18 protein-coding genes and 2 tRNA genes are annotated in these 18,574 nt (G+C 58.5%); 8 read left to right on the top strand and 12 right to left on the bottom strand.

Annotated features, from left to right (window positions below):
- Window positions 1–91 precede the first annotated feature (91 nt).
- Window positions 92–1,429, bottom strand: coding sequence for a sugar porter family MFS transporter (locus BN2664_RS01660; protein ID WP_007000487.1), 1,338 nt, complete (start codon window positions 1,427–1,429; stop codon window positions 92–94).
- 341 nt (window positions 1,430–1,770) lie between these two features.
- On the bottom strand, window positions 1,771–3,789 hold the full coding sequence (locus tag BN2664_RS01655; protein WP_007000486.1) for a M13 family metallopeptidase: 2,019 nt from the start codon (window positions 3,787–3,789) through the stop codon (window positions 1,771–1,773).
- Between the two features lie 116 nt (window positions 3,790–3,905).
- Here BN2664_RS01655 and BN2664_RS01650 point away from each other — a divergent pair, with 116 nt between their 5' ends.
- Window positions 3,906–4,358, top strand: a complete 453-nt coding sequence (locus BN2664_RS01650) for a ribose-5-phosphate isomerase (protein WP_007000485.1) — start codon at window positions 3,906–3,908, stop codon at window positions 4,356–4,358.
- 28 nt (window positions 4,359–4,386) lie between these two features.
- On the opposite strand, the gene epsC is transcribed toward BN2664_RS01650, so the two are convergent.
- The 3 genes from epsC to BN2664_RS01635 form a co-directional block, all read right to left on the bottom strand.
- Window positions 4,387–4,995, bottom strand: a complete 609-nt coding sequence (gene epsC / locus BN2664_RS01645) for a serine O-acetyltransferase EpsC (protein ID WP_374047444.1) — start codon at window positions 4,993–4,995, stop codon at window positions 4,387–4,389.
- Window positions 4,996–5,140: 145 nt separating this feature from the next.
- Window positions 5,141–6,076: a cysteine synthase A gene (gene cysK, locus BN2664_RS01640; RefSeq protein ID WP_058120594.1), complete on the bottom strand. Its 936-nt coding sequence runs from the start codon at window positions 6,074–6,076 to the stop codon at window positions 5,141–5,143.
- 676 nt (window positions 6,077–6,752) lie between these two features.
- Window positions 6,753–7,397, bottom strand: a complete 645-nt coding sequence (locus BN2664_RS01635; protein WP_040317094.1) for an IMPACT family protein — start codon at window positions 7,395–7,397, stop codon at window positions 6,753–6,755.
- Window positions 7,398–7,563: 166 nt separating this feature from the next.
- Here BN2664_RS01635 and rpmF point away from each other — a divergent pair, with 166 nt between their 5' ends.
- Window positions 7,564–7,728, top strand: coding sequence for a 50S ribosomal protein L32 (gene rpmF / locus BN2664_RS01630; protein WP_007000481.1), 165 nt, complete (start codon window positions 7,564–7,566; stop codon window positions 7,726–7,728).
- A gap of 141 nt (window positions 7,729–7,869) precedes the next feature.
- On the opposite strand, the gene BN2664_RS01625 is transcribed toward rpmF, so the two are convergent.
- Window positions 7,870–8,475 (bottom strand): TetR/AcrR family transcriptional regulator, encoded by a 606-nt coding sequence (locus tag BN2664_RS01625; protein WP_007000480.1) that lies wholly within the window; start codon window positions 8,473–8,475, stop codon window positions 7,870–7,872.
- A gap of 225 nt (window positions 8,476–8,700) precedes the next feature.
- Between BN2664_RS01625 and BN2664_RS01620 the strand changes: the two genes are divergently transcribed.
- On the top strand, window positions 8,701–9,837 hold the full coding sequence (locus BN2664_RS01620) for an ABC transporter permease (protein ID WP_007000479.1): 1,137 nt from the start codon (window positions 8,701–8,703) through the stop codon (window positions 9,835–9,837).
- Between the two features lie 140 nt (window positions 9,838–9,977).
- Window positions 9,978–10,421, top strand: coding sequence for a DUF6591 domain-containing protein (locus tag BN2664_RS01615; protein ID WP_007000478.1), 444 nt, complete (start codon window positions 9,978–9,980; stop codon window positions 10,419–10,421).
- Window positions 10,422–10,465: 44 nt separating this feature from the next.
- Here the strand turns inward: BN2664_RS01615 and BN2664_RS01610 are convergent, their stop codons facing one another.
- The gene (locus BN2664_RS01610) at window positions 10,466–10,693 is read right to left on the bottom strand and encodes a hypothetical protein (RefSeq protein WP_007000477.1); all 228 of its coding nucleotides are present in this window, start codon (window positions 10,691–10,693) and stop codon (window positions 10,466–10,468) included.
- 146 nt (window positions 10,694–10,839) lie between these two features.
- Window positions 10,840–11,403: a TetR/AcrR family transcriptional regulator gene (locus tag BN2664_RS01605; RefSeq protein WP_007000476.1), complete on the bottom strand. Its 564-nt coding sequence runs from the start codon at window positions 11,401–11,403 to the stop codon at window positions 10,840–10,842.
- 192 nt (window positions 11,404–11,595) lie between these two features.
- Here BN2664_RS01605 and BN2664_RS01600 point away from each other — a divergent pair, with 192 nt between their 5' ends.
- Window positions 11,596–14,079 carry a YhgE/Pip domain-containing protein gene (locus BN2664_RS01600; protein ID WP_007000475.1) on the top strand — a complete coding sequence of 828 codons (2,484 nt, stop codon included), beginning with the start codon at window positions 11,596–11,598 and terminating at the stop codon, window positions 14,077–14,079.
- Window positions 14,080–14,135: 56 nt separating this feature from the next.
- Window positions 14,136–14,669, top strand: coding sequence for a hypothetical protein (locus BN2664_RS01595; protein ID WP_197408633.1), 534 nt, complete (start codon window positions 14,136–14,138; stop codon window positions 14,667–14,669).
- Window positions 14,670–15,164: 495 nt separating this feature from the next.
- On the opposite strand, the gene BN2664_RS09505 is transcribed toward BN2664_RS01595, so the two are convergent.
- Window positions 15,165–15,482, bottom strand: a complete 318-nt coding sequence (locus BN2664_RS09505; protein ID WP_007000473.1) for a helix-turn-helix domain-containing protein — start codon at window positions 15,480–15,482, stop codon at window positions 15,165–15,167.
- 369 nt (window positions 15,483–15,851) lie between these two features.
- A tRNA-Gly gene (locus BN2664_RS01590) sits at window positions 15,852–15,925 on the bottom strand.
- A 193-nt stretch (window positions 15,926–16,118) separates the two neighbouring features.
- On the opposite strand from BN2664_RS01590, the gene BN2664_RS01585 reads away from it, so the two are divergent.
- Together BN2664_RS01585 and BN2664_RS01580 are read left to right on the top strand one after the other, a co-directional pair.
- Window positions 16,119–16,195: transfer RNA gene (locus tag BN2664_RS01585), tRNA-Pro, on the top strand.
- Between the two features lie 455 nt (window positions 16,196–16,650).
- Window positions 16,651–17,703: a zinc-dependent alcohol dehydrogenase family protein gene (locus tag BN2664_RS01580; RefSeq protein ID WP_007000472.1), complete on the top strand. Its 1,053-nt coding sequence runs from the start codon at window positions 16,651–16,653 to the stop codon at window positions 17,701–17,703.
- A 32-nt stretch (window positions 17,704–17,735) separates the two neighbouring features.
- Here BN2664_RS01580 and BN2664_RS01575 read toward each other — a convergent pair whose 3' ends face one another.
- Both BN2664_RS01575 and BN2664_RS01570 read right to left on the bottom strand, forming a co-directional pair.
- Window positions 17,736–17,981 (bottom strand): helix-turn-helix domain-containing protein, encoded by a 246-nt coding sequence (locus tag BN2664_RS01575; RefSeq protein WP_007000471.1) that lies wholly within the window; start codon window positions 17,979–17,981, stop codon window positions 17,736–17,738.
- Window positions 17,981–18,445 carry a DUF2975 domain-containing protein gene (locus BN2664_RS01570; RefSeq protein WP_007000470.1) on the bottom strand — a complete coding sequence of 155 codons (465 nt, stop codon included), beginning with the start codon at window positions 18,443–18,445 and terminating at the stop codon, window positions 17,981–17,983. Before BN2664_RS01570 ends, BN2664_RS01575 begins: the two co-directional genes overlap by 1 nt.
- Window positions 18,446–18,574: the final 129 nt, after the last annotated feature.

The following is an 18,574-nucleotide window of genomic DNA, read 5'->3' as shown; positions in this document are numbered from 1 at the left end:
CGGCTTGGATTTTTCCATCGCACCGACGTCGCCAAAGTGAGGGCGACGGCGACGCATCGCTGGACACGATTTTGCGACGCGCTAACCCAAGCTACTCTTCGCCAATTTCTTCCAATCTGCGGCCCTTAGTTTCGGGCATTTGGAACACCGACCAGGCGACCGCGCCCAGCATGCAGGCGGCGTAGAGCGCGAAGGTGCCGACCATGGAATGGGTGAAGAGAACCGGGAAAGTTCCCGAAACGATGGCGGCGCAAATCCAGTGCGAGGCAGATCCAACCGCCTGACCCTGCGCGCGGTATTCGGGCCGGAAAATCTCCGAGATGAAGACCCACAGTACCGAACCGATTCCGGCGGCGAGTGCCGCGATAAATACCATGATGAGAGCGAGCACGATAATTCCCGTGGTGGAGTTCAGCTCTCCTCCGGAGAAGTGGAAGATACCCGCGATGGCGATCAAGGCGAGGAAATCAACTCCGGCTCCAATCATGACCAGCGGCCGGCGCCCAACGCGATCAATGAGCGACCTGCCGAGAAGCGTAAACACGAGGTTTGTAAGGCCCACCAGAATGGAAGCGGCAAACGCGGCGTCACCCGGGATGCCGGCTTGCGATAGGAGTGACGGGGCATAGTAAAGCACCGCGTTTGTTCCCGCGAATTGGCTAAAGAAGGCAATCAAGAACGCCATAAGAATTGGGCGAGCATTGTGGCGGTTGAGGAACGGGAGAGAGGGCTTTTTATTTTCTGGCTCGTGGGCGGGTTCAGCGAGGCTGCTTAGCACCGCGCTAAGTTCTTCCTTGTCGAAGAGATCTTCCATCACCGCGGTTGCTTCCGCGGTCCGTCCGCGTGAGTAAAGCCAGCGCGGCGATTCCGGAATGAAGTGAACCAGGATCCAGAAAATAATTGCGGGTACTGCCTGCATCGCGAGCATCCAGCGCCAGCCTTGCTCAATCGGCATCATGCGGACGATGACGAAATTGGACAGGTACGCCAGTACGATGCCAATCACCACGTTCAGCTGGAAGGTAGCGACGAGCTTTCCTCGTCTCTTTGCCGGTGAAATCTCGGCCGTGTAAAGAGGCGCAACAACCGATGATGCCCCGACCGTGACACCGCCAAGTGTCCGGAAAACAATGAATACCCACCACGAACTGGCGATTGCCACGAATATGGCCGTCACTGTGTACAGGAAACCGAGGACCATGAGCATTGGCTTACGGCCAAACCTATTGGCGGGCGCGCCACCAAATAGGGCTCCGAAAATTGTGCCAATGGTCGCGCAAGATACGGTGAAGCCAAGCTCTCCCGGGGAGAGTTGCCACATGTCTTGGAGTGCACCGGTGGTGCCGGAGATGACGGATGTGTCAAACCCGAAGAGCAATCCACCCAGTGATGCCACCGCGGCGGAGAAAATTACTAAATTCTTTTTCATGCGATCTTCTTTGACTCGAAAAAGTGGAATCTGAAGGATACAACGGCGTGCCCCTCATGAACCCGACGATAAAGAAAACCGACGGAGCCAATAAAGCCGCAAAGGAAAATATTTGCGCAATAAATATGCGGTCGCGACAAGGCAATCTGGGGTGCCTAAGCCTTTTCAGGCTCAAGCACCCCAGATGTCGGATTGTTTCTGTTAGGCGCTACCGGCTGCCAACCGCCGGCTGGTATTCGCAGCCACTGCCGCGCGATCCGCGCGACTGCCTGCACCGCATTCCGCACGAACTACCCCCGCGCGGCGCCGACGGATCACCAGCCAGCCACCCCTAGCCGCCGCTACCAAATGCGCACGCGCTCCTCGGGCGCGAGGTAGAGCGCATCGCCCTCCTTCACGCCGAATGCATCAGCGAAGGCGTCGACGTTCTTCACCACGCCATTGCAACGGAATTCCGACGGCGAATGCGGGTCGGTGGAAACCTGCCGCTGCAAGAAAGCGTCGCGCGATTTTTCCTGCCAAATGCGGGCGTAGGAAAGGAAGACGCGCTGCGCCCCGGTCCAGCCCTCGATCGTGGGGGCGTCGGCCAGCTCAATTCCCTCGCGCTCCAGGAAAATGCGGTAAGCCTTCAAACCAATCGAAAGCCCGCCCAGATCGCCAATGTTCTCGCCCAGGGTCAGCTCGCCGTTGACGTGGAAGCTCGAGCTGTCCTCAAACTGCTCGGGAACATAAGCGCTGTACTGGTCAACCAGTGCCTTCGTGCGTTTCTCAAACTCGCTACGATCCGCGTCGGTCCACCAGTTCTTGAGCTTGCCGGTTTCGTCGTACTTCGAGCCTTGGTCATCGAAACCGTGGCCGATTTCGTGGCCGATTACCGCACCAATGCCGCCGTAATTAAACGCCGCGTCGCGCTCGGGGTCGAAGAACGGGAACTGCAAAATTGCCGCCGGGAACACGATCTCATTCCACTGCGGGTTGTAGTAGGCGTTCACTTCCTGCGGGTTCATAAGCCATTCAGATTTATCCACGGGCTTGCCAAGCTTGTCGATATCGCGCTGGAATTCGAACTCCGAGAGCGCGGCCACGTTCGCCAGCAGATCGTCGCCAATGGAAACGCTGGAATAGTCCTTCCACTTCTCCGGGTAGCCAATTTTCGGGTTGAAAGTGTCTACCTTAGCCAGCGCGCGCTGCTTGGTTTCTTCGCCCATCCAATCGAGCTCGCGAATCGAGCGACGGTAGGCCTCGAGGAGATCAGCCACCAGCACGTCCATCTTCGCCTTGGCCTCCGGCGGGAAGTACTTTTCCACGTAGAGCTTTCCGGCCGCCTCGCCAATGAGCGAATTCACCAACGCCACGCCGCGTTTCCAGCGATCGCGCTGCTCTTCGGTGCCGGAGAGTACGGTCCCGTAGAACTCAAAGTTCTTGGCGTCGATGGCCTCGGTAAGGAAGGTTGCCGAGCCGAGGAGCAGGCGCCAGGCGCAGTAAGTCTTGAGGTCGTCGAGGGAAGCCTCGTCCCATACCTGCGCGCCACCGGCAATCGCGTTGGGGCTGAGGACGATAATTTCGCCGAGGTTTTCGGTGTCAAAACCGGCGGCCGAGAGCGCGGCCTCCCAATCGAATCCGGGTGCGCGCTGGGCGAGCTCAGCAAAACCCATGGGGTTGTTGAGCAAATCGGCGTTGCGCGAATCCACGATATTCATGTGGTGCGCGGCAATTTTCTTCTCCAGTTCGACGACGACGCCGCCCAGCTTCTCGGCCTCGGCAGAGTCCTTTTCCAGGCCGAGTTCAATCAGCTCGGGCACGAATTTCTGGTATGCCTCGAGGACCGGTGCAAATTGCTCTTCGCGGTAGTAGGCCTCGTCAGGCAAGCCAATCCCGGACTGCCACATCAGAGCGTGGTTGGTGTCGGGATCGTCAAAACCGGAGTCCACGCCAATGCCGAAGAAAGTGCCGATGCCGGTGCGCATAAGTTTGCCGACGATGACCGCGAGTTCGCTCTTGTCCGCAGCGCCCGCGATCTTATCTAGCTGAGGCTTAATGGGGTCGGTGCCTTTGGCATTAATGGCCTCGGTGTCCATCCAAGAAGAGTAGAGATTCTTGACTTTGGTGGTGTCGGAGGCGGCCGGAGCGGCGGCGTCGTCGGAAACTTCACCGGCATCTACGGAGGCGTTTTCAATGAGCTCGCGAACGTGCTCTTCCGCCTCATCGCGCAGTTTCATAAACGATCCCACGCGGGCCTGATCGGCCGGAATGGGTTCGTTGTCGAGCCAGGTTCCGTTAACCGCGCGGAAAAGATCATCTTGCGGGAGAACGGATTCATCGCGCCCGGAGAGGACTTCTTCTAATGCTATATTCGTCATAGGAGAACCTTAATCGACGACGCTGGTAGAGGTCGAAATCAAGGCCATGAGCGAACGGGCGGCGCCCGGCTCCAAAAGCCCATGTTTGGGCAAAAAGGTCAGCATAGAATGAGGCCATGCGAGTACATATTGGAACTGACCATGCCGGTTTTGAACTGAAGGAACATTTGCGCGAGGAGTTGGGCAAGCTCGGCTACGAAGTGGTTGACCACGGAGCCAAGGAATACGACGCCCAGGATGATTACCCCCAGCCGTGCATCGCCGCGGCAGAGGGAACGGTGAACGATCCCGGTTCGCTCGGAATTGTGCTGGGCGGCTCGGGCAACGGCGAGCAGATCTCGGCGAATAAGGTGAAGGGCGTGCGGGCGATCCTGGCCTGGAACGAGGACACCGCCAAGTTGGGCCGCGAGCACAATAATGCGAATGTCATTTCGATTGGAGCTCGGCAGCACAGCCAGGAAGAGGCGCTTCAGCTGGTGAAATGGTTCCTCGAGACGCCGTTCTCGGAAGACGAGCGCCATCAGCGCCGGATTAATGCCATTGGCGCCTACGAGGAGCAGCGCGGCTAGCTAGCGCGATTGGCAACGCGGCCAGCTACTAAATATAAATTGCCGGGTCGATGTAGAAATCGTCGTCCTTCTTTTGCGCCGGCTGGCGCGCCTCTGCGGGGATTCCCACCGCGGTTGCGCCTGCCGGCACATTTTTGACGACGACGGCGTTGGCGCCGACCTGCGCGTCGTCGCCCACATCAATTGGCCCAAGGATTTTGGCGCCCGCGCCGACCATGACGTTGTCACCCAAAGTGGGGTGACGCTTGACGGGATCCGACGATGTGCCACCCAGGGTAACGCCGTGGTAGAGCAGGCAATCATCGCCCACTTCCGCGGTTTCGCCGATGACCACGCCCATGCCATGGTCAATAAAGAGTCGGTGGCCAATTTTTGCTGCGGGATGGATCTCGACGCCGGTGACGGCTCGGCTGAGCTGGGACAAGAGCCGTGCCGGCAGGCGGAGTTTCTCGGACTTGACCCACATTGCGTGCGAAACACGGTGGGCCCACACGGCATGCACCCCGGAGTAAGCGAGCGCCACTTCTAGAGTGGAACGCGCGGCGGGATCGTGGCGCTTTGCTGCCTCGAGGTCTTCGCGCATGAGCTTGAGGAAGCCTGGTTTTTTCACGATTCCGTCTCTTTCCGCTCGGTGAATGCTTGGCTATATGGCGCGGTTTCGGGTACGAATACCGCCAGCCGCGTGCGAGCCGCTAGTTGCTTATGCATTTATTGCCTATGGCCTGCCGGCTTGGCAAGTTCGGGGGAACTCGCCAAGCCGGCTAACCTGCGTTATGTGAACGCTACTCCTTGTATCCGTCGAAGAGCGCGGTAGAAACGTAGCGCTCGCCGAAGTCCGGAATGATCGCCACGATATTCTTGCCTTCGGCCTCGGGGCGCTTCGCTACTTCGAGCGCGGCGTAAAGCGCGGCGCCGGCGGAAATTCCGACCAGCAGGCCCTCCTTATGCGCGGCCTCGCGCGCCACGCGGAACGCCTCGTTGCTCGGTACAGTAATCACTTCGTTGTAGAGCTCGGTATCGAGTACATCGGGCACGAAGTTAGCGCCAATGCCCTGGATCTTGTGCGATCCGGCCTTACCTTCGGAAAGCAGGGGCGACTCGGCGGGCTCGACGGCGACGAGCTTGACATCCGGGTTCTGGGAACGCAGGTAGCGGCCGATGCCGGTAATCGTTCCGCCGGTACCAATGCCGGAAATGATGTAGTCAACCTTGCCGTCGGTGTCTTCCCAGATTTCCGGGCCGGTGGTCTTCTCGTGGATTCCGGGGTTCGCCTCGTTGGAGAACTGGGAGGCCAAAATCGCGTTTTCGGTGGTTTCGGCGATTTCCTTTGCTTTGTCCACCGCGCCCTGCATTCCGGCAGCGGGCTCGGTCAAAACGAGCTCGGCACCAAATGCGCGCAGGAGCGCGCGGCGCTCAACCGACATCGAGGACGGCATGGTGAGGATGACCTTGTAACCGCGGGCCGCGCCCACCCAGGCCAGGCCGATACCGGTGTTACCCGAAGTACCTTCCACAATCGTGCCACCCGGCTTGAGTGCCCCCGCCTTTTCTGCGGCGTCGACGATCGCAACCGCCACGCGATCCTTCACCGAGTTCGCGGGATTGTAGAACTCGAGCTTGGCGAGGATCTGGCCGCCGTTGCCCTCGTTGAGCTTGTTGATGCGGACGAGGGGGGTGTGCCCAACAGCCTGCGTTGCGTTTTCGAAAATCTTTGCCATGAAAGTACCTTTCAGCGTTGTGTTGTTCTATCCGTTTTTCTGTCTTGATTTGGGGCCTTGACGTTTTCACGTAACGGCCATTTACATAACGGCCACGTGTGCGGGGATGAATAACTCAAACATCAGAGTGCGCCAAGCGGGCAAACCGACGATGAACTTTGAGGAGAAAGAGAAAAGAGGTTGCCTTATTTCTCCGTTTTTGCGATCCCGAACGTGTTGTTCGCGTGAGGGAAAAGATCAGAATGCGATGGGCCTTAGATCAGGATGTATAGAGCCACGAATCCAGACGCACATGCGCACTGATCGAATACGCGCAAATAAAAAGTGATCGGGAGTTACTCATCCGGCACGATCGTGCCGCGCGAGCCAGCGGGATCGATCCCCGAAGCTGAGCTCAGTTGGAGCGCCGAGAGCGCACGCGAGTAAAGCGCACCTTTAAGGCTCGACGCTCTACAAACACGGACAGGTGAAAACGACGTTAAACACGGCGGGCGACTGCATGAAACACTGCATGATCGGCTCTCCTTCCGGTGTCATTTTCAACCAACGGCATTCAATATAGTCCATAACCGGGGTCAACGTACAAATCTCACCGAGAATGAAATCTGGAAATAAATGCGCGGCAAGCGCGCGATAGGCGCGCGACGGGGTGTCGCGCCGTGCCGACGGGCGGGCCCTAAGCCAGCTCCCCGGCCGGGATTTCTACCGCAATTTCGCCAATATGGCGTGGCTCGGCGGCTCCTGAGCTCACCGACGCCACGAGCCCAAAAAGCTCGGATTTGTTCGCGGATGCGACTTTCACCTCAACTCCGCTAGCGAGGTATTCCTGGCTGGTGCTGAAGCCCCCCGCCTCGAGCGCCGCAATGTAGCGCCCGGCGTCGGCGTGTCGAAACATTATCTCGTATTGGGGGAGCATCACCCGCTCGAAAATCGCCGCGCCGCGTAGCGCTTCGGCCGTTGAGTCAGAGTAGGCGGAAACCAAACCTCCCGTGCCCAGTAGCGTTCCCCCGAAGTACCGAGTCACGACGGCGACGACGTCGACTAGCTCCCGGCCGGTGAGGACATCAAGCATGGGGCGGCCCGCGGTGCCTGAAGGTTCGCCGTCGTCGGAAGAATTAAGTACCGGACTTGAACCGGGGATGGAGACCACAAAAGCCGTGCACCAGTGACGCGCGTCCGGGAAGCGCTCCTTTTCGCCCTGGATCACCGCGCGTGCCTCTTCCACGGTGGAAACCCGCTCAATGACGGTGATAAAGCGCGAACGCTTGCGCTCAATTTCCGCTTCGAGGCGCGCGCCGGGGGAGAGGAGGTAGTCGGTCATGCCTTCTATGGTAAGCAAAATGTGACCCATGAGGATATTTAAAGGCTGGCGCGGCTTTGAGCCCTCGGTTAGACTAGTCCATCGTGCGTGGCACAAGTGTGCGCACGCGTTCAGAATTCGATGGCTGCGCAAGAGCGGCCCAGAAGTAGGAAGGAGCGGTAGACATATGGCAGTACCTAAGCGCAGGATGTCCCGCAGCAACACCCGCTCTCGTCGCTCGCAGTGGAAGGCTGGCCCGATTCGGCTTCAGTCCGTCCGCGTGCGTGGCCGCGAAGTGCGTATTCCGCGCAAGCTGGCCAAGGCTTACCAGAGCGGCCTGCTCTCGGACTAACTAACTTTTAGTTTCAGCGCTAAAGCCCCCGGGGTGAACTCCTCGGGGGCTTTGCGTTGTATTCGCGAGGTGCGACGCGAGGTGCTCGGGCAAGCAGAACCGGATGCGGCTGCTAGGCCTGGCTGGTGAGGGCCGAGTGAATCAGGACGGCTGGCCATCGCCAACGGCCCGCGCGTGGGCGGCCCGCAGGATCGCGCTGGCGTGGTCGACGATGGAGAGATAAAACGGAACGGAAATGATCCGGTTAATCTCGATCCAATTGTTGGTTTTCGGGGCGTCCGCAACGAGGGTGATGAAACCGCCGATGGTAAAGCGAAGAATCTGGCAGTCTTCATCGGTAAGCGCTGATTCTGGAACCTCGAATAGCTCTAGCCAAAATTTGATCGCGTTCTGCTTCACGAGTTCTGGAAGCGCTCCTGAGCCATGCGGCCCGACCGCCAAGCTTAAGCGATGTGCCCGTACCGCGATCTCTGGAAATTCCTTGACTGCCTGGAGAACCGCAGCGGTGTCATGCGGATTGGCAAGGACTCTCGCTGCTAGTTCGTGCGGCCGTAGCACGCGCAGGGCATCTTCGGCAAGCTCGGTTACATTGGCGTAATGGTAATAAAACGAGTTTCGGTTCAGGCCCGCTCGCCCCACCAGCTCGCGCACCGTCAATTGCGCATATGGGGTTTGCTCAAGCGCGGCCCAGAACGCTTCTCGCAAGCGGGCGGGTGCGGCAACAGCAGTTTTTGATGGGCGTGCCATTCTTCTTTCTTTCGTTCATGGACATGCGCGGGGTATGTGCTGGCGTAAGCGCCACGCGGGGGAGTGATTTGCGAGTAATTGGCCGGCCAAGCCCTCTTCAAGCGTTTAGCCTCCGAGATTACTGGTGTGTAGCCCTCGCGAGCTAAAAACTAGACACATTGTCTAATTTACCCGTTTTTTCGGCGCACCGCGGCTATCACGCTAGCGTCGTCGAAAGGAATTCAGATGGCTTCAACCCTCGGAAAGCGCCGGTATGCGCTACCTATCGTCGTGATCTTGGCGGTGCTCATAATTTTCCCGATCATGTTTTACCCCATGGCAAATATGCAGGTGAAAGACCTGCCGTTTGCGTTCCTCAGCCGCGATAAGGAGATCGCCACCGCGCAGGGGCCGATGAACCTGGGCTCCAAGGTTGCCGAGCAAATTGGAAGTAGCGGCGCAATTGAGCTCCGGCCGGTTTCTAGCCAGGCCGAAATTGATGAGCTATTTGAGGATCAGGAAATCTACGGCGCAATCGTGATTCCGGAGAACTTCACCGCCTCCGCCCTCGCGGCCAGATTGGGCCAAGGTGAGCTCGAAACCGTGCAGATTACGCTCGACCGGGCGAAGTCCCCGATGATCGTCAACCAGCTCCAGGCGGGTATGTCCCAGATGCTCAGCACCCAGGCGTCTCAAGCTGAGCAAAGCGCGCAGGCGGGGCCGGCAGCACAGGGCGCTCAAGCCACGTCACCGGCACAGGGCGCTCAAGCCACGCCAGTGCAAATCACGGTAATCCATGAGGGGCCTGATGTTGATACCTCCTCTCCGCTCGGAACGGTAATCGTGTTCCAGATGTCCATCCTGCCGCTGGTTATTGCATCGTTTATTGCCGGCTTCCTGGTCTACAAAGTGCTGGGCGGCGGCGCGAAGGACCGGATGGTCAAGAGCCTGGCTTCGCAGCTCGGCTATGGCGCGGTGGCGGCGCTCGTCATCGGCGTGGGCGTTACCTGTGTGGTGCACTGGGTGGCGGGAATTCCCATGGCCTGGGGTATGGGCATCGTCTTCTACTCGCTTTGCGCATTCTTCCTTTTCACCTTCTTCAACGGAATGTTCAATTTGCACGTGGTGGTTGGCGGCCTCGCGGCGCTGTGCACGATTGTGTTGGGCGCAATGACGGCAGTGCTCCCCGCGGAGGTGTTGCCGAGTTTCTGGGCGAATTACGTTATTCCGTGGGCGCCGCAGGGGTATATGAGCGCGGGGTTGCGAGAAATTCTTTATCTCGACGGCGGAGCCTGGAACGCGGGAACCCTGGCCCTGCTTTGCTTCTTTGCGCTGGGTCTGCTGGGCTATGCCGGCCGCTGGGCGCTGGCGCGCCGCAAATAGCTAGCCCGAAAATCGCCGACTGTACGACGGAGAAGATTTACGACGTCGTCTCGGCCGACGTACTTAATGACCTCACCAAGGCGGAATATGACTCCGCAAAAGATCCGGAAGGTGCTGTGTAGCTGGCACTTAGCCAGTGCATGATGGATGTGGTCAACGAGTCGTACGCAAACGCGATCGAAGAGTGGCAACGGTTCGCTGACGAGGAGAATGCCGAGGCGGAACAGTCCGCGTCGGCTAGTACGGAGGCGACAGCGCAGGAGCCGGAGTCGGAAGATCCGACGGAGGAGTCCGGGCAGGGTGGCAATGCCGCCGGTCTGCGCCCCGAGTTCAATGCGGCGATGGACGAGTATGAGGCGTCTATCGATGAGTACGTTCACTACCGGAAGCAGTTGGCGGCGAATCCTGCCGATCCGGAGCTTTCCGCGAAGGGCATGGATTTCGCGAAGTCGTATAACGGGGCGATTGGTGAATTCAGTAAATGGCTGAGCGAGGATCTGAGTGCCGAAGAGCAGGAGTACTACCGTGACGTCAGCTCGCGCATGAGCTCTAAGGTGAGCGAGTTGGGGCGGGCGGAAAACTAGTAAGCGCCATTAAACGCCTGGGCGAGGTTGTATTACCCGCGGGCCTATGGCGTGTGCGGTTTCTCGGAGTCCGCTCGGACCGAAGATCGCAGGAGCGCGACGGCGTCAGGAAGCGAGACAATCACCGCGGCAAAGAGCGCGATCCACCAGAAGCTATACGAGCGGGAGATCTTGGTCGTCACAATGAAGGCGACAAAGAGAACTAGGCAGAACTCGCCGATTAGGCGGACGGCTCGGTTTTTGAGTAACTTTTCGGGCGGTTTTCCGAGCACTGCGGGTTTCTCCCTTCGTGGATTGCGTGGCACTGGCCAAGGCTCGTGGCGCGCGCCAGGCTGGGTTGCTTGTGCTGCGATTCGTGGCGTGCACCAGGCTTGGCGAGGACCCAGTTTATCCCATAATCGAACCCCGTTACTCGCCGTTACTGTCCCTCGACGCTACGGGCGCCGCCGCGCGTTTTGAATCCCTTAATCCCGTACGCGCTGGCGGTGCCGACGGCCTGGGCTAGATCCTCTGGCGCGGTGTCGCAGCCGCGGGCGAGCCAGGCGCGGGTGAGGCCGAGGATGCCGGCCACCGCGTAGGGGCGGAAGAGATCAAGTGTTGAGGAATCCAGCGGGCCGTAGGCGCGGGTAACGGTTTCGACGTAGTAAAAACCCACCACCTCTTCCATGCGGTGCTGGAGCGTCAGGCTTCCGCGGCCTCCCAGCAGAAGCTCAACTTCGTCGCGGTGGGCGACGACGAACTGGAAGGCGCGGCGCAGGCGGGCGAACTCAGCTTCGCCGTCGCCGGCGGGTACTTCCTGCAGGAGCTGTTGTTCCAGCTCTTCCAGCAACTCCGATTCCACCTGCTCCAGCAGGTCAAAAACATCGTGATAGTGCAGATAGAAGGTCCCGCGGGAAATATTGCAGGTTTCAGCCAGCTCGCGAACCGAAATTTTGCTCACCGGCTTTGTGCGGAGCAACGTGAAGAACGCCTTACGAATCATGGCGCGGGTTCGTTGAACGCTTCGGTTAGTTGTGGACCGCACTGTCTCTTTTACCCTTCTTTCTGGACATTAAGCCTCTATCTGTCAAACCTTTGACACGTGCCCAGAGATTACATATTGAACCATTGGCAGGAATCTATAGATTGACTATCGTCCATTTATTGACACTCGTCAAGATCCGCGGGGGTAGTGATGAAATCTCGGCGCGCCAAGCAAATCAGCAAAATCATCGGCGTCGTGCTAGTGGTGGCATTCTTCGCCAGCTTCTATTGCTGGAGCTATATGGATGTAGCCGGAAATATGTCAAAGGTTCCGGTCGGCATTATCAATAAAGACGCCGGCACGACTTTGGGTGACGACGCCGTTAATATGGGTGATGCACTGGTCGATGCGCTGGCGGACAATGCCGCCGCTAACTGGCAGGTCCTAGACGAGCATGCGCTGGAAAATGGCGTCGAAGAATCTGGGTATTTGCTCGTCTTCGAGATTCCCGAAGATTTCAGCCAGAACGTTGCGGCCGGGAAGTCTGGCCCGCCCAAGGCCGCGGATCTCATTGTTTATCGCGACGTGCGGTATAACTACATTTTCAGCCAGCTATCAACCCAGGTTGTGAAAGCATTTGAAGATGCGCTCGCGGACAGAATCGTGAGCAACTACGTTTCCGGCGCCTACGAGGGATTGCACTCTGCGCGAGACGGAATGCAAAGCGCCGCGGACGGAGCGGGGCAACTCAATGACGGTCTGCAGGACCTAGATACTGGCCTAACGGAGGCCTCCAACGCCGCCGGAGACGCCGCGAATGGCGCCGACCGGCTGGCAGGCGGCGCCGCGTCCGTGGCGGAAGGGTCAAAAACACTCGATGCTGGCGCCCAGCAACTGGCGCAGGGCACCGATGGGCTTGCCGTGGGTGCACAAGATTTGGCGTCGGGTAATGCGCAACTGGCTGCCGGCACCGATCAGCTATCGAAAAGTACGCAAGCGCTGCCGCAACAGACTCAGCAACTTGCCGAGGGAATCAACTCCGCTCAAAGCGGCCTCGCGCGGGCGGGTGGCGCTGCTGAAACCATGCAGCAAGCCGCTAGTGGCATTACCGCGGGTTTGGATGATCTTTCCACGCAAATGGAAAATGGCGAAGATTCGCTTCTTGAACTATCTGCCCAGCTGTCTCATGGCGCCATTGGAGCCCAGCGGCTTGAAGCTGGTGCCAACGGAGCGGCGCAGTATTATCACGCCGCGATTGCCGCCGCTCAATCGGGTGGCATCTACCAGGGGAAGACTACGGAGGAGTGGCAGGCATTGGCCGATCAGGCCAGCGCGCAAGTCGCTACTGGAGCCGGCCAAATGAGTACCCAACTGAGCCAGGCTTCCGGAGCTACCGAGACCGCGGCAACGAACCTCGGTGCGGCGAGGAGCGCGGTGGGCACAAGCGAAAGCGAAGACCGGTCGCTCGCCTCGGCTTCGCGTCAGATCCGCGACGGGTTGGGACAACTAAGCGGTGAGCTGACCGGTTCCTCGGAGGCCATGGGAATGCTTTCTGCCGGAGCCGGGCAACTGGCGAGCGGCTCGCGAGAGCTAGCTGGTAGTACCGCCCGGCTCAATGACGCCAGCCAGCAACTTTCGCAGGGCGCGGGCGCGCTCGCGGACGGCGCTGAAAGTGCCGCTGCTGGTACGCGCGGCCTGCTGGCGGGAACCGGGGAGCTGTCCGCCGGTGCGGAGAGTGTTTCCGCGGGCGCCGGCCAGCTGGCGCAAGGAATGCCACAACTCCAAGCGGGTTTGAATTCGGCCACCGATGGTGCGGGTGCGCTCGCGGACGGCGCGGCAACCCTCGATGATTCTCTTACCGATGGCGCCGCTACCTTGGGAGAAAATCTTGGCGCATCCAGCGAGGAAATGGGAGAGTACGCGGCGAGCCCGCTGAAAACTCAGCAGGAATCCTTCGGCGCGCTCGATGGATACGGCCAAGGCTTTGCCCCATTCTTCATGACCACGGCGCTCTGGCTCGGTGCATTGCTGCTGTTCTTCGTCGTCGACCCCATGTACCCGCGCCGCGCCCGCGCCGGCCGCATTCGCACGGTCATCGGCCGCCTACCGCTTTACCTCCTCATTTGCGCGCTCGAGGCGGTCGCGGTGGTTGGCGCGGCGGCGCTCATCGGCGTCACCTCGGCTTATGACGTGAACTTCCTGGTCTTGTACGCGTTTGCTTTTGCCGTCAGCTGTGCCTTTATGCTGATCATGCAGTTCCTTACCCTGACGTTCGGCATTGTGGGGCGGGGCATCGCCGTCGTCGTGCTGATTCTTCAACTCGCCGCCGCCGGTGGTACGCTCCCCGTGGAACTCGGACGCTCCGAACTCGCCGCCATTAAGCCGTGGCTCCCGTTCACGTATTCCATTGATGGCTTCCGCGAAGCCATCAGCCTCGGGCGAGGTGCCGTGATTGGCAAGGATGCCCTGATTTTGCTCGGCGTGGGGCTTATCTGCCTGGCGCTTTCCCTGCTGTGCTGGCGCATCGCGCTCCTGCGGCAAAAGAGTGACAACGCGGAGTACGCCGCCTACCACCTCGACGACGGCGCAGCCCCGCATGACGCGTTCGTGGCCGGAGAGGCGAGCGGGGACGAGGCCGTCCAAAAGGCGACAACCGAGCAGCTAGCTGTACTCGATTCAACCGCTGGGAAGTAATATCTACGAAGGATTTCCCGCGGTGGGGCGGCACTAGCCAAAATGAGGGGCGGATTTTGAACCGATGGATGGATGAAGCGCAGCTTGAGGTCGAGACTTTTGTTCTGAAAGGGGTCGGCGTCGTGGATCCTGCTGCCTTTGCCGCCAGTCACCCTGACTATCTGGTTTCGATTAGGCGCGACCCTGGGGAAGCGGCGCGTTGGTGGAATTGGCAGGCGGACCAAGGATTTCCCGGCGAGGGGTGGGTGTCCATAAAACTCAATGACGCGCAGATTATGCCGCCGGACGCTTGGACAAACGTCGGGTTGTTTTGGGGTGGAGTGCTCGACGCCGTCGAAGGCTACGGAAACACGGGGTTTGGCAGGGGAGACTTCAGCGAAGAACGCGCCGGTTTTTCAGTTGCCAAAAAAGGTCCGCTAGCAATTTTTGAGCTACGCGGGGATCGATACCCTGTCGAACCCTCATCTTTCCTGCGCGGGCTCCTAGATGCCGCTCGCGAGTTCTATAGCTGGGCGGGCCGATACACGAGAGAATGCGATCCATCGGCTCTCACGCGAATAAAGGAGCTCGCGGAGGGAATGCTTCGGTAGGAGATTTAGCTGCTCCTGAGTTGCTCGATACTGAAATTCTGGGCTTTGCGACATCGGTAAACCATATACGACGCTATTTATCTTGAGTTTGAGGAATCCCTTGCGGTCCCGCTGGTGACGTGTAACTAAAAATTGGTTCGAAAGCTACGTCAGGCTGAAGTTCGGGTGGTCGGAAGATCTCGGTACAGGCTACGCTCCCTATTTGGTTTGTGGACGATTGGTTTCATCGCCAAGGAAAACACAAAAGTGCTATGTGATCCCAATGATCCGATGGGTAGCCAATACACTCCGTAACTGCAGACAAGTAACTCTCACTTCGCCATTTGGTTCGGGTTGGCCATGGCCTGACCTTTCTGCGCAAGAGTCTCTTGCTAGAGAGTGTGGTGGTGAAATTGTGGACTTAGCAGTCTTGGAAAAGACGAATAATTAAGCACGCTAGTAAATGAATTCAGCTACGCCACGGTACGATGATTAGGGGAAGGCTTGCGCAGGCAACTAGCGGCCCTGATCGTTCGATCTGTAATTATATTCGCTCAGCGTTTGTGCTCTCGTGATTAATTCGGCGGCGGAGAGGCTAAATACTTTAGCGATCATGTCAAGTTCTGACAGGGTTAGCGAAAGTGTGCCTCGCACAGTACGCGCAAGGCGCGAATAGGCTATGCCGGTGCGCCTAGATAATTCGAGTAGGGAAAAGTCTTCATTGAGAAGGCACTGTTCGATATAGGCGCTGACTGCGCTGTCTATCGCTATCGGTCTTGTTTGGTAACGCGCGCCGGGAGACTTGTTTGGGCCCGGGTGGTGAACGTGATACATGAAATCCTCGTTTTTATATGTTGCACGTCGTGTGCCTAGTTCACAGTATCCCAGGTGGTAAGCGAAAACTGGAAAGACGGCAAGTGGTTGAAGCTGGAGAAGTGTTTACTAGGCAGACCAGACGCCACATTATTTTAGCAATGGCGTATTTAGCTCGTACTCGAGGCGTGTTCGTTGGATTCCAGGTGAGCGTGAAAGCGAAGAAATGTGGGCGCGTTCCGTCAAGTAGTTCAAAACCTTTTAGCAAGCCGTAATTTACGGCCAGAAGGAAGCAAGTTTGTGTACCAAGTTGAGTACTTTCGCATTTTTGGCACACCGCGCACTGTTTACATAGTGCGTGTTTGTGGCTTGAATGCTTAGAAAAGTGCTTGGAGCGAGTGACGGGAATCGAACCCGCGTCAACAGCTTGGAAGGCTGAGGTTCTACCATTGAACTACACTCGCGAGCCCTCGCGATGAACCGCTCGGGACCAAACGAATATACCAGGTGGGGCGCGGCGAATGCACGGTTGCGTGCACCACAGTGGTGCTGGATTCCGATGATTAAGCTAACGCCCCGGCTTGCCGCGATTTCGCCTAAACTAAGACAGTTGCCTGGCGCTCGGCCGCATAGTTGCTTTGAGTGAAGCGGGCAATTCGGGACGTGGCGCAGCTTGGTAGCGCACCTGTTTTGGGTACAGGGGGTCGCCGGTTCAAATCCGGCCGTCCCGACCATTGCTTTAAGCCCATTCCGTAGGCAAACTGCGGAGCGCGGATAACTTTGAACCGTTCTATGTGAATGAACCTTGGGGTTTCCTGAATGACTTTTTCGACGCTCGGGTGGGGCGCGCCTCGGCGGCTTTCGGGATGTGCCGAAATCTCGCCGTCTTGAATCACTCAATACTGTGAGTGGCGCTAGGAAACCAAATAGATAATCATTTATCTAACATAAACTTCGCTTTGTCTCTTTCCCGAGCCTCTTTCATCCCGTTAGCCTGAACTCGATGAGGCGCTATATCTCATCTAAATTGGGCAAGCCTTACCTCGAAGAAAACTCCAGCTAGGGGTGCGGTTTTGGGAGGCAACTTTACGACGCGACCCACCAACGATGCGCGTGGTTGCGAGTGGGGGTAGGCCCGCCCCTAACGATGAGCGGCGCGGGCTAACCGCGACGCGGATAAGGAGAAAAAATGAAGGCAATGGTTTACGAGGGGCCAGGGAAGCGCTCTTGGATGTCGGTTCCCGATCCTAAAATCCAAGAACCAACGGACATCATCGTAAAAATGGACGCGACGACGATCTGTGGCACAGATCTTCATATTCTCAAGGGTGATACCCCCGAGGTTCAGACACCTCGCATCCTCGGCCACGAAGGTATTGGAATCGTTGAGGAAGTAGGCGCCTCCGTTACCAATTTGGAGCCCGGGGATCGGGTCATCCTCTCCTGTGTTTCCTCCTGCGGAAAGTGTAAATACTGCCGAATCGGTATGTACTCGCACTGCCTCGCCGCGGAAGGCGCTGAAGGAATCGGCTGGATCTTCGGCTACATGATTGACGGCACGCAAGCTGAATACTGCCGCGTGCCCTTTGCGGAGAACTCGGTTTACAAAATCCCCGAATCGGTGAGCGACGCCGAAGGCATCCTCCTTTCCGATATCCTCCCCACCGGTTTCGAGATCGGTGTGCAGTCGGGTGGCGTGAAGCCGGGCGACGTCGTCGCCGTCGTCGGCGCGGGACCCGTCGGCCTCTCCACCGTCATGACCTCGCAGCTCTACGGACCGTCGCGGACGATTTCGATCGACCTCGACGACGCGCGCCTGGCGCGCGCTAAGCAGTTCGGTGCAACGGACACCGTGAACAATAGCCAGGAAGGCTGGCAGGAAAAGGTTCTGGAGCTAACTGACGGACTGGGTGTGGACGTGGCAATCGAGGCCGTTGGCGTGCCGGCAACCTTCCAGGCCTGCCTGGACATCGTTCGCCCCGGCGGCGCGGTGGCGAATATGGGCGTGCACGGCAAGCCGGTCGAGTTCCCCATCGACAAGATGTGGATCCACAATGTGAAGCTGACGACGGGCTTGGTGAACACCAATACCCTCGGCATGCTCTTGAAGATGGTCGAGGCGAAGAAGCTTCCGGCCGATAAGTTCGTAACGCACGAGTTCAGCTTCGATCAGTTCGACGAAGCCTACGAGGTGTTCTCGCACGCGGCTGAGCACGATGCGTTGAAGGTGCTTATTCACTAGTCCGAGCTACTGGCTAGCGCCACTAGCGTTTTCTAATCGCCGTCCTCGGCGCCGCCGACCTGCGGGCCCTCGGCGTCGGGGACGAAACGTAACAGGTCGCCCGGTTGGCAACCGAGCTCGCGGCAAATTGCCGAGAGAGTAGAGAAGCGCACCGCCCGAGCGCGGTTGTTCTTCAAAATAGAGAGGTTGGCGGCGGTAATGCCAATGCGCTCGGCCAGGCCGCTCACGCTCACCCCGCTTCGCTCCATGACTTCATCGAGGGAAATGCGGATCGCCATTAGATAACCTCGGAGAGCTCGTGCTCCATCGTGACGGCGCGGTGGAGCAAATCTCGCAATACGATGGCGAGCAAATCTCCCAGCGCAACCACAATGATGGCGGCAATACCCACCAGCGAAACCCCGAAGTGCTGCGCGGGCAAGAAAAGCGTCCAGGCGAACAGAATCAACATGACCACCAATGCGACGCTGATTGCCTTAATCGCAACGTTGATCCAGCCCTCTGGCGCCTTGGTAAAGCTCTCCGCAAAATCCGTCATGCGCCAGATCGCGGTAATGAGGGAAATCAGGCAAATTGCGCAAATCCATGCGCCAATGGTGAAAGGCCAGCGGAAAGAGCCATTTTCTGGGGCTTCCGCGAGAATGGCATCCACTAACCAGGGCGTGAGCATAGCCGCGAGGACAGTTCCCAGCGTGCAGGCGGCCAGCAGGAGCTTAATGGCGAAAACTGTGATCCGATTCATGCCTAAAGTATCGAATAACGATATTCGGATGTCAAGTAGTTCGCGCTTGCCCGGCGGTGGCGCTAGCCTGGCGCGAGAGTTTGCGGGCGCTATAGATTGCCGGGATAGCGCCTGCCGGCCGCAGCGCCT

Origin of the sequence: Actinobaculum massiliense, from assembly GCF_001457435.1 — a bacterium.
GTDB classification, from domain to species: Bacteria; Actinomycetota; Actinomycetes; order Actinomycetales; family Actinomycetaceae; genus Actinobaculum; species Actinobaculum massiliense.
The sequence above is the reverse complement of the archived record's forward strand: the minus strand, read 5'-3'. Positions and strand labels throughout refer to the sequence as shown.

What these genes read in the sequence shown, in the direction of transcription:
- BN2664_RS01660 (WP_007000487.1), bottom strand. Translation starts at nt 1,429, where the DNA reads ATGAAAAAGAATTTAGTAATTTTCTCCGCCGCGGTGGCATCACTGGGT.
- BN2664_RS01655 (WP_007000486.1), bottom strand. Translation starts at nt 3,789, where the DNA reads ATGACGAATATAGCATTAGAAGAAGTCCTCTCCGGGCGCGATGAATCC.
- BN2664_RS01650 (WP_007000485.1), top strand. Translation starts at nt 3,906, where the DNA reads ATGCGAGTACATATTGGAACTGACCATGCCGGTTTTGAACTGAAGGAA.
- cysK (WP_058120594.1), bottom strand. Translation starts at nt 6,076, where the DNA reads ATGGCAAAGATTTTCGAAAACGCAACGCAGGCTGTTGGGCACACCCCC.
- BN2664_RS01635 (WP_040317094.1), bottom strand. Translation starts at nt 7,397, where the DNA reads ATGACCGACTACCTCCTCTCCCCCGGCGCGCGCCTCGAAGCGGAAATT.
- rpmF (WP_007000481.1), top strand. Translation starts at nt 7,564, where the DNA reads ATGGCAGTACCTAAGCGCAGGATGTCCCGCAGCAACACCCGCTCTCGT.
- BN2664_RS01625 (WP_007000480.1), bottom strand. Translation starts at nt 8,475, where the DNA reads ATGGCACGCCCATCAAAAACTGCTGTTGCCGCACCCGCCCGCTTGCGA.
- BN2664_RS01620 (WP_007000479.1), top strand. Translation starts at nt 8,701, where the DNA reads ATGGCTTCAACCCTCGGAAAGCGCCGGTATGCGCTACCTATCGTCGTG.
- BN2664_RS01615 (WP_007000478.1), top strand. Translation starts at nt 9,978, where the DNA reads ATGATGGATGTGGTCAACGAGTCGTACGCAAACGCGATCGAAGAGTGG.
- BN2664_RS01605 (WP_007000476.1), bottom strand. Translation starts at nt 11,403, where the DNA reads ATGATTCGTAAGGCGTTCTTCACGTTGCTCCGCACAAAGCCGGTGAGC.
- BN2664_RS01600 (WP_007000475.1), top strand. Translation starts at nt 11,596, where the DNA reads ATGAAATCTCGGCGCGCCAAGCAAATCAGCAAAATCATCGGCGTCGTG.
- BN2664_RS09505 (WP_007000473.1), bottom strand. Translation starts at nt 15,482, where the DNA reads ATGTATCACGTTCACCACCCGGGCCCAAACAAGTCTCCCGGCGCGCGT.
- BN2664_RS01580 (WP_007000472.1), top strand. Translation starts at nt 16,651, where the DNA reads ATGAAGGCAATGGTTTACGAGGGGCCAGGGAAGCGCTCTTGGATGTCG.
- BN2664_RS01575 (WP_007000471.1), bottom strand. Translation starts at nt 17,981, where the DNA reads ATGGCGATCCGCATTTCCCTCGATGAAGTCATGGAGCGAAGCGGGGTG.
- BN2664_RS01570 (WP_007000470.1), bottom strand. Translation starts at nt 18,445, where the DNA reads ATGAATCGGATCACAGTTTTCGCCATTAAGCTCCTGCTGGCCGCCTGC.